The organism is Pseudomonas fluorescens (genome assembly GCF_019212185.1).
GTDB lineage: Bacteria > Pseudomonadota > Gammaproteobacteria > Pseudomonadales > Pseudomonadaceae > Aquipseudomonas.
The window spans coordinates 3,126,150-3,140,662 of the sequence record NZ_CP078138.1 but is presented as its reverse complement, the minus strand read 5'-3'; the positions used below and the strand labels follow the sequence as shown (position 1 = coordinate 3,140,662).

Here is a 14,513-nt window from a genome sequence, read left to right as displayed (position 1 = left end):
CCGTCGACGGTCGCGGCGACAAAAGGTTACGGGTAAGATGGCGGCCTGTCTTACCCCCACCGCCCCACCGAATAAGTCGACCCCATGCCTTTCGAACTCAGCGTAGATCTCACCACCCTGGCCATTCTGGTCGCTGTCGCGTTCATTGCCGGTTTCATCGATGCCATTGCCGGCGGCGGTGGCCTGCTGACCACCCCGGCCCTGCTCACCGCCGGCCTGCCGCCCCATCTGGTACTGGGCACCAACAAGCTCAGCGCGACCTTCGGCTCGGCCATTGCCAGCGTGACCTTCTACCGGCGCAAGCTGTTCCATCCAAGGCAGTGGGTGCACGCCATCGTCGGGACCCTGGTCGGCGCCTTGACCGGTGCGATCGTCGCCCACTACCTGCCGGCCGAATGGCTGAACAAGATGCTCCCGGTGATTGTCTTCGCCTGCGGCCTGTACCTGCTGTTCGGCGGCACGCCCAAGACGCCGACCGACAGCGATGCGCCGATCAAAAAGAAATGGCAGTCGAGCCAGGGCTTCAGCCTGGGTTTCTATGACGGCGTGGCCGGTCCGGGCACCGGGGCGTTCTGGACGGTCAGCAGCCTGCTGCTTTACCCCATCGATCTGGTCAAGGCGAGCGGCGTAGCACGCAGCATGAACTTTGTGAGCAACGCGGCGGCGCTGTCGGTGTTCATATTTTCCGGGCAGGTGGATTGGATCATCGGCGTAAGCATGGGCGTGGCAGTGATGGTCGGCGCCTTCTTTGGCGCACGCACCGCCATCAGCGGTGGGGCGAAGTTCATTCGCCCGGTGTTCATCACTGTGGTACTCGGCCTGACCGTGCGCCTAGCCTGGCAGCACTGGTTCAGCGTGGCCTAAGCGCCGCGCGACGTAGACGTCGATCAGGTAACGGGCAATCGAGCGCGACGCCGGCAACGGCGGCAGCGCGTGAATGTTGAACCACTGCGCGTCTTCGATCTCGTCGGCTTGCGGGACGATCTCGCCGCTGGCGTATTCGGCGTGAAAACCCAGCATCATCGAGTGCGGGAACGGCCAGCACTGGCTGCCCATGTACTGAATGTTCCTGACCTCGATCTGCACCTCTTCGCGCACCTCACGAATCAGACAGTCCTCGGCCGACTCCCCCGGCTCGGCAAACCCGGCCAGCGTGCTGTAGACCCCACTGACAAAACGCGGCGAACGCGCCAGCAGGATTTCGTCGCCACGGGTGATCAGCACGATCATGCTCGGTGAAATTCGCGGGTAACTGCGCAATTCGCACGGCGCGCAGTACATCGCCCGCTCACGCGGAACCTGGACCATGGCCTGGCCGCAGTTGCCACAAAAGCGATGCTCGCGGGCCCAAGTGCCGATTTGCGCGGCATAGCCGAGCACCTTGTACAGGGTGTGATCGCCTTCGAGCATGAACGCTCGCAAGCCCTTCCAGTTGCAGCCCGGCACCTCACTGGCGGCCTTGAGTTCAAGCAGGTACACCGGCTCGCCGTCGAGGTGGCCGATGCCGTGTTCGGCGAGGACCGACAACTCCTGGCGCTTGAGCCATTCGCGGGGAAACAACGCGCCGTTGTCATCGAATAAAAAGCCCTCGGGGCTGCGGGCCACGGCCCAGCCGCCAGGGGTATCGGTGTCCAGTACTGCAGTGGTCCAGCGTGAAGTCATGTGCACTCAATCCAGAAATTCGGGTTTCTGTTTGCTCATATGGGCGGCCATGGCCACGCGCAGATCGTTGGATTGCAACATGGCGGCGTTCCAGGTGGCGATGTATTCCAGGCCATCGTTGATGCTGTGATCACGCATATAGCTGATCATTTCCTTGGTCCCGGCGATGGCGATCGGCGACTTGGCAGCGATCTCGCGGGCAATGCCCATTACCCCTTCCAGCAGGCTGGCGGCGTCCGGGTAAACCCGGTTGACCAGGCCGATGGCCTGAGCTTCCTCGGCACCAAAGGTGCGACCAGTGTAAGCCAGTTCGCGCAGCATGCCGTCACCGATGATGCGCGGCAAGCGTTGCAAGGTCCCGACGTCGGCGGCCATGCCGATATCGATTTCCTTGATCGAGAATTGCCCGTCAGCGGCGGCGTAGCGCATGTCGCAGGCGCTGATCAGGTCGATCGCGCCGCCCAGGCAATAACCCTGGATGGCTGCCAGCACTGGCTTGCGGCATTTGTCGACGGCATTGAACGAGGCCTGCAGGGCGAAAATCTTGCGGCGCAATAGACGTGCGTTACGCCCGACGTCCTTGCCCATTTCCGTGGCCACCGAGGCCAGCATCATCAGATCGATGCCCGAGGAAAAGTGCTTGCCGGCACCGCTGATCACCACAGCGCGGACTTCATCGGTGTCGTCAATCCATTGGAAAATCTCGATGATCTCGGTCCAGAACGCGGCATTCATGGCGTTGATCTTTTCCGGGCGGTTGATCTGCACATGGGCGATGTTGTCCGCCAGTTCGACGCGAAAGGCTTGATATTCGGGCATGGCAGTAATCCTTGCTGGAGCTGGAAAAGAGCCCCGGACTATAGCAAGCCTGGGTTGACGGTCGAAGGCAGTGCATCGGCCAAAAGCAGGACTGAAAAAAACCGCGCCTGCTCGGGGCAGGCGCGGTCGGTTGCAGCCGGTAAAGGGATCAGTGCATGAACAGCGCGATCAGAATAATGATCGGGATCGGCACACCGAGGAAGAACAATAGAAGTGAGCGCATGGGAATACTCCTCTGATTAGCGAAGTGGCGTTGGCGAAGTGGCAGGGATATAGCCGACCGGTTCCAGGTACACCACGGCGTCCCGGCGACGACCGCCGAAGGTAGCCGCGAGGCTGGCGAAGAAAGCACCGCAGAGCAGCGCGACGAACGTCCACAACGCGGTCCAGGCGGCAACGGTGCTGGCGGTGTCGGCAGCCTCTTGGGCGGTTTGCTTGGCTTGTTCAATCGCCTGACGCGCCTTGGCGAACACCTCATCGACCCGGCGCTCGGCGTCGGCCTGGCTGAGGTTGGTGCGTTGGGCTACCAGTTGCGCGAGGTAGGTACGGTCTTCCGGGGTCAGTTGGCCGTCGTTGCCCATGGTCTGCACGAAGATCCGTGCAACGGCAGCGTGGGCGGCATCATCGCTGACGGCGGCAGGACGGTCATCGCGAAACAGCGTATCGACGAAATAGCCGTAATCATTGCTGGAGCCCTGGCTGGCAGCGGTGCCGGCCACCTGAGTCATGGCACTGGCCGCCCCACCGGCAACGCTGGCACTGGCTTGCACCCCCCCACTGATGACACTGCTGATGGAGCCAACCACCAGTGTGGCGGTCACCAAGGTGGCGACTGCCCAGGCGAGGAAGCCATGGGCGGTGTCGCGGAAATACACCTCGTCGCCATGCATGTTTTCCCATTTCACCCGCAGGCGTCCGGCGATATAACCACCGAGTGCGGAAGCGACGATCTGCGTGAAGGCCAACCAGACAATGGTCGATATCCCCAGGCCCTTGGCACTGACCCCGCTGTCGGCCCACGGCGACACCGCCGAAAAGCCCAGGCCGAAACCCAGCACCACGAGAATCAGCGACAACGCGGCAGCGGCAGCCGCCCCGGCAAAAATCGCCGCCCAGGACACACCTGATACGGCACTCGAGGCCGGCAGGTCGGTGGGATACATATCGGAGGATCTATTCATAGTGGTGGTGCTCCAGGCATGGGAAAACGCTTCACCTGGAGAATTGCAGTGGACGTGCCAGTTGGCGGAATTGAGGAAACCTTTTTATTTCAGTTAGTTATGAGATTCTTCGATAACGGCGGTCATGCAATTTGCAACAATCTGTGTCTGAGGGCGGGTTAAATGCACTGTGTCAAACGCAATAGGTGCCAAATCCGAAAAACACTGTAGAGCCGGCTTGCCGGCGCTTTCGCTGACAAGCCAGCACCTACGACCCTGTATGAAAGTTAATTTAGCAACCCCACGCCCATTTCTTGGCACACTACGCCGGTAATCCATTCACCCCAGGCAAACCCCATGACCCGAATCCTGACCATTGAAGACGACGCGGTCACCGCGCGGGAGATTGTTGCCGAGCTGAGCAGCCATGGCCTCGACGTCGACTGGGTGGCCAATGGTCGCGAAGGTCTGGCGCGGGCGGTCAGTGGCGACTATGACCTGATCACCCTCGATCGCATGCTGCCAGAGCTCGACGGCCTGGCCATCGTCACCACCCTGCGCACCATGGGCGTGTCGACGCCGATCCTGATGATCAGCGCCCTGTCCGACGTCGACGAACGAGTGCGCGGCCTGCGTGCCGGTGGCGACGACTACTTGACCAAACCCTTTGCCACCGACGAAATGGCCGCCCGGGTCGAAGTCCTGCTGCGCCGCCAGAGCACGGTGAAGAACTTCGAAACCACCCTCGGCGTCGCCGACCTCGAACTCAACCTGATCAGCCGCGAAGCCACCCGCGCCGGCCAGGTGCTGACCCTGCTGCCCACCGAATACAAACTGCTGGAATTCCTGCTGCGCAACAGCGGGCAGATCCTCTCGCGGATGATGATTTTCGAAGAGGTCTGGGGCTACCACTTCGACCCCGGCACCAACCTGATCGACGTCCATATCGGCCGCCTGCGCAAGAAGGTCGACCCACCGGGCCTGCTGCCGCTGATCCGCACCGTGCGAGGCTCGGGTTATGTCATTGCTGAACCCGTCTAAAGGCTGGCGCTCGTCCAGCAGCCGCCTGTTGGCGCTGTACAGCTCGCTGTTCGTGGTCTGGAGCTGCCTGTTGCTGGGCGTGATGTACTACGAAGTGTCGAGCTACCTCGACAACCTGGCGCGGCATTCGATGATGCAGCGTCAGCACCTGTTCTCGCGCTTTCACGGCGGACAACTGGATGAAGCCCTGCTCGCCAGCCGCACCTTCGACCAGCGCGGAGTCGATGCCTATGGCCTGTTCGATGCGCTGCAACGACCGCTGCACGGTCTGATCCGGCAGATTCCCGAAGGCCTGCCGCTGGACGGCCAGGTGCATGAACTCGACAACTGCGGTGACCCGGACGACAGCCTGCTGGCCCATGCCAGTTGCGACGCTGTGGCCACCCCGACCCTCGACGGACGCTGGTTGGTGCTGGTGCGCGACAACGGCTCGCTGTTTGCGGTGACGCGGATCATCCTCCACGCGCTGTTGTGGGGGGTATCGCTGACCATCATTCCGGGAGTCGCCGGCTGGTACCTGCTGCGCCGCCGGCCCTTGCAACGGATTCACGCCCTGCAAGCCAGCGCCGAAGCCATAGTCGCCGGCAACCTCAATCACCGCCTGCCGCTGTCCAGTCGCCGCGACGAATTGGACATGCTTGCCGCCATCGTCAACGCCATGCTCGAACGCATCGAGCGCCTGGTCAACGAGGTCAAGGGCGTGTGCGACAACATCGCCCATGACCTGCGCACCCCGCTGACCCGCCTGCGCGCCCAGTTGTACCGGATGCAGCAGCAGGCTGGGGAAGGCTCCGCCGAAGCCGCGCAACTGGACCAGGTGATCGGCGAAACCGACACCCTGATGGCGCGCTTTCGCGGCTTGCTGCGGATTTCCGAACTGGAAGACCAGCAGCGCCGCTCGGGCTTTGTGTTGTTCGACCCGTTGTCACTGCTGCAGGAACTGCACGATTTCTACCTGCCGCTTGCCGAGGAAGGCCAGTTGAGCTTGTGCCTGCAAGCGCCCTCAAGCTTGCCACCGGTAACCGGCGACCGCGCGCTGCTGTTCGAGGCGCTGTCGAACCTGTTGAGCAACTCGATCAAGTTCACCCCGGCGGGTGGCGAGGTGATCCTGCGGGCCAGCGATCAGGCCGGCAGCACGCGAATCGAGGTCGCCGACTCGGGCCCGGGAATTCCCGCCAACAAACGCGCAGCGGTGTTCCAGCGCTTCTATCGGGTCGACGACAGCGCGCAGAACGGCGGCTTTGGCCTCGGTCTGTCGATTGTCGCCGCCATCGTCCAGTTGCACGGTTTCAGCCTCGACGTCGGGGTCAGCGAACGCGGCGGCGCACGCCTGACCCTCGATTGCCGGCAACGCCTGCTGGCGCCTACTGCGTGATGCAACGGGTGGTCGTGGTGACTCGGGTCACCTCACCTTCGGCACGGGCGTCGCCCAACACTTGGGTGTCTTCGTTGCTGTTGCAGGTTTTTACCGGAGGCGCCTGAACCACTACCGTCGGTGGCGGCGGGCTGGCGCAACCACCGAGGGCGGCGAACGCCAACAGCAGTGCAGCCAGGGCAGATCTCATTAATGGGTGCATGAGGTGGCCTGCGATTCTGATGAGTGGGAAGCGGCTCGATACCGGGCACGCCTGAGCAGTAGAGCGGCACCACCCGGCGATAGTTCAACCGACTCTACTCACCCGACCACAGACGTCGCAGGCCACTGCTGCCCAACTCATAGCGCAACTCTTCGACCATTTGCTGCAGGTCGCTGTCATTGTGCAACTTGCCGGGCTTGATACCGGTCACCACCAGATTGACCTGGCCGCTGAGGGGCTCGAACACCCGCAGAGTCAGGGAGCCGTCGCCGTCCACGGCCAACTCGCACGCCAGGGGCGAGAGGGCACGTTCAATGTAACTGCGCAGTTGCGCTTGGCTGATCAAGGCAGGCACCTGTGTGCTGGGAAGGGATATGCCGACGTCCACCGGACGTCATCTCACCCTGACAGCCTAAGGAGCCCTGCCCTGTACCAGAAGCCGAAATTGCACTGGTTTCACTAGTGCATTTGCACCTTCATTTCGGGCGTTTTGCCCGATGCTCGGAGCCAAACAAGCCGCGTTCACGCGCCCAGACGATGGCTTCGCTGCGACTGTGTACCGCCAGTTTCGAATAGACCGTGGATACGTGATTGCGGATGGTATTGGGCGCCAGCCCCAGGCGCGCGGCGATTTCCTTGTCAGCCAAGCCCTCGCAGATCAACCCCAGCACGTCGCGCTCACGGGCCGTCAGTTCGGTGAAGGTCACCCCCGGTTGCTGAGCCCGCTGCGGGTTCTTGGCGTTGGCGAGCTTTTCGATCAGGGTCTGGCTGAACCAGGAGGCGTCCTGCATCACTTCCTCAATGGCCACCACCAGCTCGGTCTCGGTGCGCTTGCGCTCAGTGATGTTCATCAGCACCAGCAAGTAACAGCTGTGCTCGTGAATGCTCACGGTGTCGGCCCACACCGCACAATCGATCAGCTCACCGCCTTTTCTGTGGACCTTGAGGTCGAGGCTGTCGAGCCGGCCGTGCTTTTTCAGTTCGCTGAACAGTTTGCTGGAGGCGTCCTTGCTGTCCGTCAGGCCGATATCCGCCAGGGTCCTGCCCAACAGCTCCTCCGACGAATAGCCGCTGGTGTGGATGAACGCATCGTTGATTTCGGCGATCTCCAGGGTGTCGGCGCTGCACACCAGGGTCGGCACCGGACTCATGCGAAATGACTTGGCGAAGCGCTCCTCGCTATGGCGCAGGGCAGTTTCAGCGCGCCGTCGCAACTCCAGGTCGACGAAGGAAAACAACATGCAAGGCTCTTCATTGAGCTCCAGCGGTTGCCCCGCCACCACCACCAGTTTGCGACTGCCATCGGCGACCCGCAGATCAGCCTGCATCTGCGGAATGGTGATGCCCTGGCTCAGACGCTCGATCGCCAGCTCGCGGCGCTCGGCATCCTCCAGCACATCGCGTTCATACAGCGAACGGCCGATGATCTGCTCACGGGTGAAACCGGTCATATCGACGAAACCCTGATTGACCTTGATGTAACGCAAATCGCTGAGACGGCAGATCACCGCAGGCGCCGGGTTGGCATTGAACGTTTTTTCGAAGCGCTGCTCGGCGCCGGCCCATTCGGTGGCGTCGCTCAAGATCAGCACCATGGAATCCACGGCGCCCTGCGCATCCGTCAGGACCAGGCTGCGCACGCGGTGCACCCAGGTGCGTTCGAGGTCGGCGGTGGGCGTGACTTCCACCAGCACATCGCTGAAGGTTTCGCCATTGGCCGCGCGACTGATGGGGTAGTTTTTCAGCGCCACCGGGTGGTTGTTGCGATAGCGCAAGCGGAAACGTTTCGCGTACTCGCGGGCATTGCTGCCCAGGTCGCTGATACGTTCGACGCCGTGCATCAACAGCACCGCATCGTTGGCCCACAGTAGGCTTTTATCGGCATCCAGCAGGATCACGCCGTCGGACAAGCCGGCGATGATCTGCTGCATTTGGCGGCGATTGGTTTCGGCGACCAGAACATCCTGACTCATTGCATCTCCCCGATTCGCTGGGCCGCAGCCCTTGTGAAGGGTACGACCGCAGCGCTTGAGGATAGTGCAGCGCTAGTGCACGCGCGCGGCAAGCGCGCCCTCCTCCAGCACCAATTCGCGCAGGGTGTCGAGGAACAATTTGAGCACCGGCGAGCTGTCGTCGGCGCGGTAAGTCGCGTACAGCGGCACCTGGGGCAAGGCCGGCTTGAGGCTGCGAAACACCACCCCGGCTGGCGCCAGTTGCTCGATCGAGGCCGGCAACAAGGCCACGCCAAAGCCGGCGCGGACCAGGCTGAGCAAGGTCTGCACCTCGATCACCTGCTGGCTGATCTGCGGGGTGAAGCCGGCCTTCAGACAACACTCGTAGAGAAAATTGGCGAAGCGCGACTGCTTCAGCTCCAGCGCGACAAAGGGCTCCAGTGCCAGGTCAGCCGGAGCCAGGGTGCTACGCGCCGCCAGCGGATGATCCATCGGCAGTACCACGCGGATCGGCTCATAGATCAGCAATTCGTTGCGCAGGTCGGGATCATCGGTGCCGACCCGGAACACACAGGCATCGATGCGCTTCTCCTTGAGCGCAGTCAACTGGGCCGCCGGGGTCATTTCGTGCAGGCGCCAGGTCACCTGCGGATAGCGCTCGCGAAAACGACGCAAGGCCCGTGGCAGCACGCCGACCATCACCGAGCTGATCATGCCGATTTCCAGTTCGCCGAGTTGCCCGCGTCCGGTCTGGCGGGTCAGGTCCAGCGCCCGCTCCAGCTGTTCGAACACCAGCGGCGCCTGCTGTTTGAGCACCGCGCCGGCCGGCGTCAACTCGACCCGATGGTGGCTGCGCTCGAACAACGGCGTGCCCAGCTCTTCTTCCAGCAGACGAATCTGCTGGCTCAAGGGCGGCTGGCTGATGTGCAGCCGGGTGGCGGCGCGACCGAAGTGCAGCTCTTCGGCCAGGGCCATGAAGTAACGCAACAGGCGCAGGTCCATGGCCCATTACCCCGTCACGCTCAGGTCCAGCGGCGTCGAACGCTGGCGGATGCCGGTCAGGCTGAACAGCGCGTTGGCAATCGCCGGCGCCACCGAGGGGCTGCCCAGCTCACCGACGCCACCCGGTTTGGAGGGTTCACCGTCGAGCACCAGGATGTCGACTTCGGGCATGTCCGACATGCGTGGCACCCGGTAGTCGTGGAAATTGCTCTGCACGACCTGACCGCTTTTCATCTCCATGCGGTCGAACAAACCATGGCCCAGGCCCCACATCAGGCCGCCGTAGATCTGCTCCTCGACCCCGCCCGGCGACACCGCCAGGCCGCAATCGACCACACAGGTCAGCTTGTCGACGCGGATCTCGCCGGCCTGTTTCACCAGCCGCGCGACCACCGCGATAAAGCTCGTGTAGCCCTGATTGGTGGCGATGCCCAGCGCCGCCCCTTCCGGCAGCGGCTGGCCCCAACCGGCGCGGGCGGCGGCCTGTTGGAGCACGCTGACGTGGCGTGGCCGCTCGTGCATGTGGGCCAGGCGAAAGGCCAATGGATCGCGGCCGGCGGCATAGGCCAGTTCGTCCATGAAGCTTTCCACGGCAAACACGTTGGGGATGAAGCTGACCGAGCGATACCAGCCGCTGGGCACGCCGGGTTCATGACGGACCCAGGCCAGGTCCAGGTGCGGAGCACGGTAGGCAAAATCCCAGGCGGTAATGGCCTCGGTGGTGCTGTAATCCATGTGATCGGGGCGCTCGAAATAGCCCGGTTCCCATTGCTCCGGTGAGGCCGGCGACACCGCATTGAGCTGCAAGGCGCGCAAGCTGCCATCGGCATCCAGCGCGCCCTTCATGCGGTGAAAGGTCGCCGGATGAGCGAACAACGCGCGCATTTCGTCTTCACGGCTGTTCATCAACTTCACCGGCACTCCGACCTGTTGCGCCAGGTAGGCGACCTCGAACAACCAGTACTTGGATTCGCGCGCACCGAAGCTGCCACCGGAGACCATTTCATTGATCGTCACCTTGTGCTTGGGAATCTTGCACACCACCTCGGCCGCTTCCAGCGCCGACGACGGTACCTGCACACCGCCCCAATAGGTGATCGCGCCGTCCTTGACCTGAGCGGTGATGCACAGCGGTTCCAGCGGGTTCTGCACCTTGTAGGGCATGACGTAGTCCGCTTCGACCAGTTGTTTCGCCAGCGGCCATTGGCTACCGACGTCACCGGCGCTCAGGGTCGGCACCCGCAGTGCCTTGCCGTCGCCAATCGCCGCAGCCTGGGCGGCGGGCAATTCGGCGCTGGCGAAATCCTTGAGCGCCGACTCGCTCCATTGCACTTTGAGCAACGCCCGACCCTGGCGCGCCGCCCAGTAATCATCAGCGAGCACCGCGACGCTTTCCTGATTGCCGCCCAGTACGTCCGGGCGCCCCGGAATCTGCAGCACCTTGCGCACCCCCGGCACTTTCAGCGCCGCACGGGCATCGATGTCCAGCACCTTGGCGCCAACCACCGGGGTGCGTTGCAGCACCGCCACCAGCATGCCGGGCAATTGTACGTCGAGGCTGTACTTGAAGCCGCCGCAGACCTTGGCCGCGGCGTCGCGCTTATGCCGCAGCTTGCCGATGTACTTGAACTCAGCCGGATCCTTGAGACTGACCTGCGCGGGCGCCGGCAAGCTGGCCGCCAGCGCCACCAGTTCGCCGTAGCCCAGGCTGCGCTGGCCGTCGCCGTGCAGCACGCGGCCGTTGTCAGTGCGGCAACTGGCCGGGTTGACCTGCCATTGCTGGGCCGCCGCGGCAATCAGCAAAGCGCGCGCAGTGGCGCCGGCCGTGCGCAGACGCTCGTATTCGAGGGACACGCTGGTGCTGCCGCCGGTGGAAAAGACTTTCCATACCGGGTGGATGTAAGCCTCGAAGAATGGATCTTCGGGGGAAATCACCTGGACCCGCATCGGGTCGACGTCCAGCTCTTCGGCGACGCAGGCCGCCAGGGCGGTGTGAGTGCCGGTGCCGGAGTCGTGCTTGTGCACCACCAGCTTGACCGTGCCATCGGCAAAGATCCGCACCCAGGCGTTGGGCTCGAACTCGCTGGCCGCTGCCGGTGCTTTGACATCGCCGGCCAGGCTGGGTGGCAGATAGAACGCAATGGCCAGGCCCGAAGCGACAGTGGCGGCCTGTTTGAGGAAGGTGCGGCGCGGCAGTTCAGGACGGTTCATCAGGCCTCCTTCGTCGCGGCAGCCGCGCGGATGATGGCCTTGTTGATGCGCCCGTAAGTGCCGCAACGGCACAAGTTGCCGGACATCGCGTTGCGGATCGAATCGTCGGTCACTGCCGCGCCGGTGTTGAGCAAGGCCGCTGCCGACATGATCTGCCCGGATTGACAGTAGCCGCATTGCGGCACATCTTCGGCGACCCAGGCCAGTTGCAAGGGGTGGCTGTTACTCGGCGACAAGCCTTCGATGGTGGTGATCTGATGGCCGACGGCGGCACTGACCGGCAACTGGCACGCCCGCACCGCGACACCATCGAGGTGCACGGTACAGGCACCGCACAGGCCCATCCCACAACCGAATTTGCTGCCGGTGAGGTGCAGGCGATCACGCAATACCCATAACAAGGGCATGGAGGGCTCAGCCTCTACCTGCTCGTGTCGTACGCCGTTTACCGTAAGGTCGATCATTGTCAGGCTCCCGCAGAGCGGCCCGTCTTTGTGCGGGCCTGGTGCCGGGATTATTGAAAGGCCGTGGCAAATCGGGCCAGCGACGTTTTCTGCCAAGCGCTGTAAGGAGGACTAACAGCATGTACAAGCGATACCCCTCGGTGCAGTCGATGAACGCGTTCATTCAGGCGGCACGCAGCGGCAGCTTTTCCAGTGCGGCGCGCAAACTCGACCTCACCCACAGCGCGATCAGCCAGCAAATCCGCTCCCTGGAAGACTTCATTGGCCAGCCGCTGTTCGTCCGCGAAGGCGGCGGCAGCACCCTGACCGATGCCGGACAACTGTTCGCCAGCGTGCTCTCCGATGGCCTGGCCCAGGTCGACCGGGCGCTGTCCTCGGTGAAAAATCGCAGCATCGGCCAACGCCTGACCCTGGATGTCGACAGCGAACTGGCGCAGAGCTGGCTCAACCCGCGTCTGCCACAACTGCTGGCAGCGCTACCGGACACCGAGGTGGTGTTGCTGTCGATGCCGCGCTCGGACCGCAGCGCTTTCGAACGGGTCGACCTGGCGCTGCGTTACGGTTATGGCGATTGGGAAGACTGCGAAATGACCCAGATCTGCGGCGACCGAGTATTGGCCGTCGCCTCCCCCGAGCTTCTGCAACGCCACGGTCTGCAACTGCCGATCAGCCCGGCGCAAGTTTTGCAACTGCCGCTGCTGGGCTACACCCGCCGCTCGTGGATCCCCTGGCTCGACGCCACCGGCCTCGAACCCCGTGAGCCTCGCGCACGCGTGGTCTTCGACAACGCCGCCAACCTGATCGCCGCCGCCGAAGCCGGGGTTGGCGCCGGGCTGGTACGGGGGTTGTTGGCGGCGGATGCGTTGCGCAGTGGGCGGTTGGTGGCGCTGAACGATGCGCAGATTGCCGCGCATTACAACCTATACGCGGTGTGGCCGCCGGGGCATGGCGAGCGGGTCGCTGGGGTGGTGGAGGTGGTGCGGGGGATGGCGGCGGCTACGGTTTAGGTATTGGGGGGGGGCGCTGTGCTCAACCTTTGTGATCGAGCGCAATCCTGTGGGAACTAGACGCCACCGCTGCAATGAGGCGGCCCAACCGGGGGTGTCAGAAATTTTGTGTTCGGGCATAACATGAGTAAGAGGTGCATGTATGCCAACCAAAAAGAAATCTGAGCGCCAACCGGTGCGGGAGCTGCCGAAGCTTCCAAAGGAACTGCTGGATCAACTCCCTCAAACACTGATGACCGCTGAGGCGATCGAAGAGGCTTCTGCGGCCTTCAAGAAAGCGCTGATTGAACGCGCCCTAAATGCCGAGCTTGGCCACCATTTGGGTTATCCATCGGGCGCGCAGCGCCCGGAGGACGAAACCAACCAGCGCAACGGCAAGAGCGGCAAGACGGTGCTCACCGGCGATGGCCCGATACGCCTGGATATTCCGCGCGACCGCAACGGCAGTTTCTCGCCGATTCTGATCCCCAAGCATGAGCGCCGTTATACCGGTTTCGATGACAAGATCATCGCCATGTACGCCCGTGGAATGACGGTCAGAGAGATTCGTGCGTTTCTTTCTGAGCAGTACAGCACGGACGTCTCGCCCGATTTCATCAGCTCTGTGACCGACGAGGTCATGGAAGAGATTGGCGCGTGGCAACAGCGCCCGCTGGAGCCGATGTACCCGGTCATTTTCTTTGATGCGCTACGGGTGAAGATCCGCGAAGAAGGCTTGGTACGCAACAAGGCCATTTACCTGGCGTTGGGTGTTTTACCCGACGGGACGCGCGATATCCTGGGCATCTGGATCGAGAACACCGAGGGTGCGAAGTTCTGGATGAAGGTGTTCAACGACCTCAAAACGCGAGGCGTCGAGGACGTGCTGATTGCCGTGACCGATGGCCTCAAGGGCATGCCAGAGGCCCTCAGCGCAGTGTTTCCAGAAACAACACTGCAGACATGCATTGTGCATCTGATTCGCAACAGCCTGGACTACGCGGCTTGGGACAAGCGTCGAGCACTGGCCAAGGCGCTGAAGCCGATTTATCAGGCCATCAACGCAGAAGCGGCTGAGCAGGCCTTGGATGAGTTTGAAAACGGGCCTTGGGGCAAACAGTATCCAACGGTCGTGGCCGCCTGGAGACGCGCTTGGGATCGAGTGATTCCATTCTTTGTTTTCCCGCCCGCCATCCGGAAGGTGATCTATACCACCAACGCGATTGAGAGCATCAATGCTCAGCTACGTAAGATCATAAAGACCCGTGGCCACTTCCCGAACGACGATGCAGCGACCAAACTGATCTGGTTGGGGCTACGAAACATCACGGCAAACTGGGGCTCAGCGGCCCATGACTGGAAAAGTGCGATGAATCAATTTGCGATTCTGTACGGAGATCGGTTCATCAGGCCGACCTGGTGAAAATCAGGGCCTGCCTGACGGCAGGCCATTACCGGCCCGCACACAAAAAATCTGACAGTCCCGCCCAACCATATCCCCCGCCTATCACCCCTTCGCCCAATTAATATTGTACGAACCCAACCCCCTCTCCCAATACTCGCCCCCATGCAGACAGCGTCCCGAGCCGGATGCTCACAGGCGAGGGAATGGGTGATGCGTCATCCATAGAAACGGCCG

At 62.6% G+C, this 14,513-nt stretch carries 14 protein-coding genes; 5 read left to right on the top strand and 9 right to left on the bottom strand.

Features of this window, described 5'->3' with window-relative positions:
• The first annotated feature begins 84 nt into the window (after window positions 1-84).
• Entirely contained in the window at window positions 85-864 is a 780-nt protein-coding gene (locus KW062_RS14230; RefSeq protein ID WP_027620770.1) for a TSUP family transporter, read from the top strand.
• Here the strand turns inward: KW062_RS14230 and nudC are convergent.
• From nudC to KW062_RS14215, 3 genes are all read right to left on the bottom strand, one after another.
• Window positions 832-1,662 carry an NAD(+) diphosphatase gene (gene nudC / locus KW062_RS14225; RefSeq protein ID WP_027620769.1) on the bottom strand — a complete coding sequence of 277 codons (831 nt, stop codon included), beginning with the start codon at window positions 1,660-1,662 and terminating at the stop codon, window positions 832-834. The genes KW062_RS14230 and nudC overlap by 33 nt on opposite strands.
• A gap of 6 nt (window positions 1,663-1,668) precedes the next feature.
• Window positions 1,669-2,481, bottom strand: coding sequence for a crotonase/enoyl-CoA hydratase family protein (locus tag KW062_RS14220; protein WP_027620768.1), 813 nt, complete (start codon window positions 2,479-2,481; stop codon window positions 1,669-1,671).
• 239 nt (window positions 2,482-2,720) lie between these two features.
• Entirely contained in the window at window positions 2,721-3,662 is a 942-nt protein-coding gene (locus KW062_RS14215; protein ID WP_105756040.1) for a hypothetical protein, read from the bottom strand.
• Between the two features lie 336 nt (window positions 3,663-3,998).
• On the opposite strand from KW062_RS14215, the gene KW062_RS14210 reads away from it, so the two are divergent.
• Both KW062_RS14210 and KW062_RS14205 read left to right on the top strand, forming a co-directional pair.
• Window positions 3,999-4,682: a response regulator transcription factor gene (locus KW062_RS14210; RefSeq protein WP_027620766.1), complete on the top strand. Its 684-nt coding sequence runs from the start codon at window positions 3,999-4,001 to the stop codon at window positions 4,680-4,682.
• Window positions 4,660-6,057: a sensor histidine kinase gene (locus KW062_RS14205; protein WP_105756041.1), complete on the top strand. Its 1,398-nt coding sequence runs from the start codon at window positions 4,660-4,662 to the stop codon at window positions 6,055-6,057. The genes KW062_RS14210 and KW062_RS14205 overlap by 23 nt, the downstream gene beginning before the upstream one ends.
• Here the strand turns inward: KW062_RS14205 and KW062_RS14200 are convergent.
• The 6 genes from KW062_RS14200 to KW062_RS14175 all read right to left on the bottom strand — a co-directional run bounded on the left by KW062_RS14200 (window position 6,047) and on the right by KW062_RS14175 (window position 11,888).
• Window positions 6,047-6,247 (bottom strand): hypothetical protein, encoded by a 201-nt coding sequence (locus KW062_RS14200; RefSeq protein WP_027620764.1) that lies wholly within the window; start codon window positions 6,245-6,247, stop codon window positions 6,047-6,049. The genes KW062_RS14205 and KW062_RS14200 overlap by 11 nt on opposite strands.
• Before the next feature lie 106 nt (window positions 6,248-6,353).
• A complete protein-coding gene (locus KW062_RS14195; protein ID WP_081786426.1) occupies window positions 6,354-6,614 on the bottom strand; it encodes a DUF1652 domain-containing protein in 261 nt (86 codons plus the stop codon).
• A 121-nt stretch (window positions 6,615-6,735) separates the two neighbouring features.
• A complete protein-coding gene (locus tag KW062_RS14190) occupies window positions 6,736-8,232 on the bottom strand; it encodes a helix-turn-helix transcriptional regulator (RefSeq protein ID WP_105756042.1) in 1,497 nt (498 codons plus the stop codon).
• Window positions 8,233-8,304: 72 nt separating this feature from the next.
• Window positions 8,305-9,213: a LysR substrate-binding domain-containing protein gene (locus tag KW062_RS14185; RefSeq protein ID WP_105756043.1), complete on the bottom strand. Its 909-nt coding sequence runs from the start codon at window positions 9,211-9,213 to the stop codon at window positions 8,305-8,307.
• 6 nt (window positions 9,214-9,219) lie between these two features.
• Window positions 9,220-11,424 (bottom strand): xanthine dehydrogenase family protein molybdopterin-binding subunit, encoded by a 2,205-nt coding sequence (locus tag KW062_RS14180; protein WP_105756044.1) that lies wholly within the window; start codon window positions 11,422-11,424, stop codon window positions 9,220-9,222.
• Window positions 11,424-11,888, bottom strand: coding sequence for a (2Fe-2S)-binding protein (locus tag KW062_RS14175; RefSeq protein WP_027620759.1), 465 nt, complete (start codon window positions 11,886-11,888; stop codon window positions 11,424-11,426). The genes KW062_RS14180 and KW062_RS14175 overlap by 1 nt, the downstream gene beginning before the upstream one ends.
• A gap of 119 nt (window positions 11,889-12,007) precedes the next feature.
• Here KW062_RS14175 and KW062_RS14170 point away from each other — a divergent pair, with 119 nt between their 5' ends.
• Entirely contained in the window at window positions 12,008-12,895 is an 888-nt protein-coding gene (locus KW062_RS14170) for a LysR substrate-binding domain-containing protein (RefSeq protein WP_105756045.1), read from the top strand.
• A 142-nt stretch (window positions 12,896-13,037) separates the two neighbouring features.
• On the top strand, window positions 13,038-14,297 hold the full coding sequence (locus KW062_RS14165; RefSeq protein ID WP_105756142.1) for an IS256 family transposase: 1,260 nt from the start codon (window positions 13,038-13,040) through the stop codon (window positions 14,295-14,297).
• Window positions 14,298-14,513 lie beyond the last annotated feature (216 nt).

Bases quoted from the DNA above. Each gene is read 5' to 3' on its own strand.
- KW062_RS14205 (WP_105756041.1), top strand. From the start codon at position 4,660: ATGTCATTGCTGAACCCGTCTAAAGGCTGGCGCTCGTCCAGCAGCCGC.
- nudC (WP_027620769.1), bottom strand. From the start codon at position 1,662: ATGACTTCACGCTGGACCACTGCAGTACTGGACACCGATACCCCTGGC.
- KW062_RS14220 (WP_027620768.1), bottom strand. From the start codon at position 2,481: ATGCCCGAATATCAAGCCTTTCGCGTCGAACTGGCGGACAACATCGCC.
- KW062_RS14175 (WP_027620759.1), bottom strand. From the start codon at position 11,888: ATGATCGACCTTACGGTAAACGGCGTACGACACGAGCAGGTAGAGGCT.
- KW062_RS14230 (WP_027620770.1), top strand. From the start codon at position 85: ATGCCTTTCGAACTCAGCGTAGATCTCACCACCCTGGCCATTCTGGTC.
- KW062_RS14170 (WP_105756045.1), top strand. From the start codon at position 12,008: ATGTACAAGCGATACCCCTCGGTGCAGTCGATGAACGCGTTCATTCAG.
- KW062_RS14165 (WP_105756142.1), top strand. From the start codon at position 13,038: ATGCCAACCAAAAAGAAATCTGAGCGCCAACCGGTGCGGGAGCTGCCG.
- KW062_RS14185 (WP_105756043.1), bottom strand. From the start codon at position 9,213: ATGGACCTGCGCCTGTTGCGTTACTTCATGGCCCTGGCCGAAGAGCTG.
- KW062_RS14200 (WP_027620764.1), bottom strand. From the start codon at position 6,247: ATGAGATCTGCCCTGGCTGCACTGCTGTTGGCGTTCGCCGCCCTCGGT.
- KW062_RS14210 (WP_027620766.1), top strand. From the start codon at position 3,999: ATGACCCGAATCCTGACCATTGAAGACGACGCGGTCACCGCGCGGGAG.
- KW062_RS14215 (WP_105756040.1), bottom strand. From the start codon at position 3,662: ATGAATAGATCCTCCGATATGTATCCCACCGACCTGCCGGCCTCGAGT.
- KW062_RS14180 (WP_105756044.1), bottom strand. From the start codon at position 11,424: ATGAACCGTCCTGAACTGCCGCGCCGCACCTTCCTCAAACAGGCCGCC.
- KW062_RS14190 (WP_105756042.1), bottom strand. From the start codon at position 8,232: ATGAGTCAGGATGTTCTGGTCGCCGAAACCAATCGCCGCCAAATGCAG.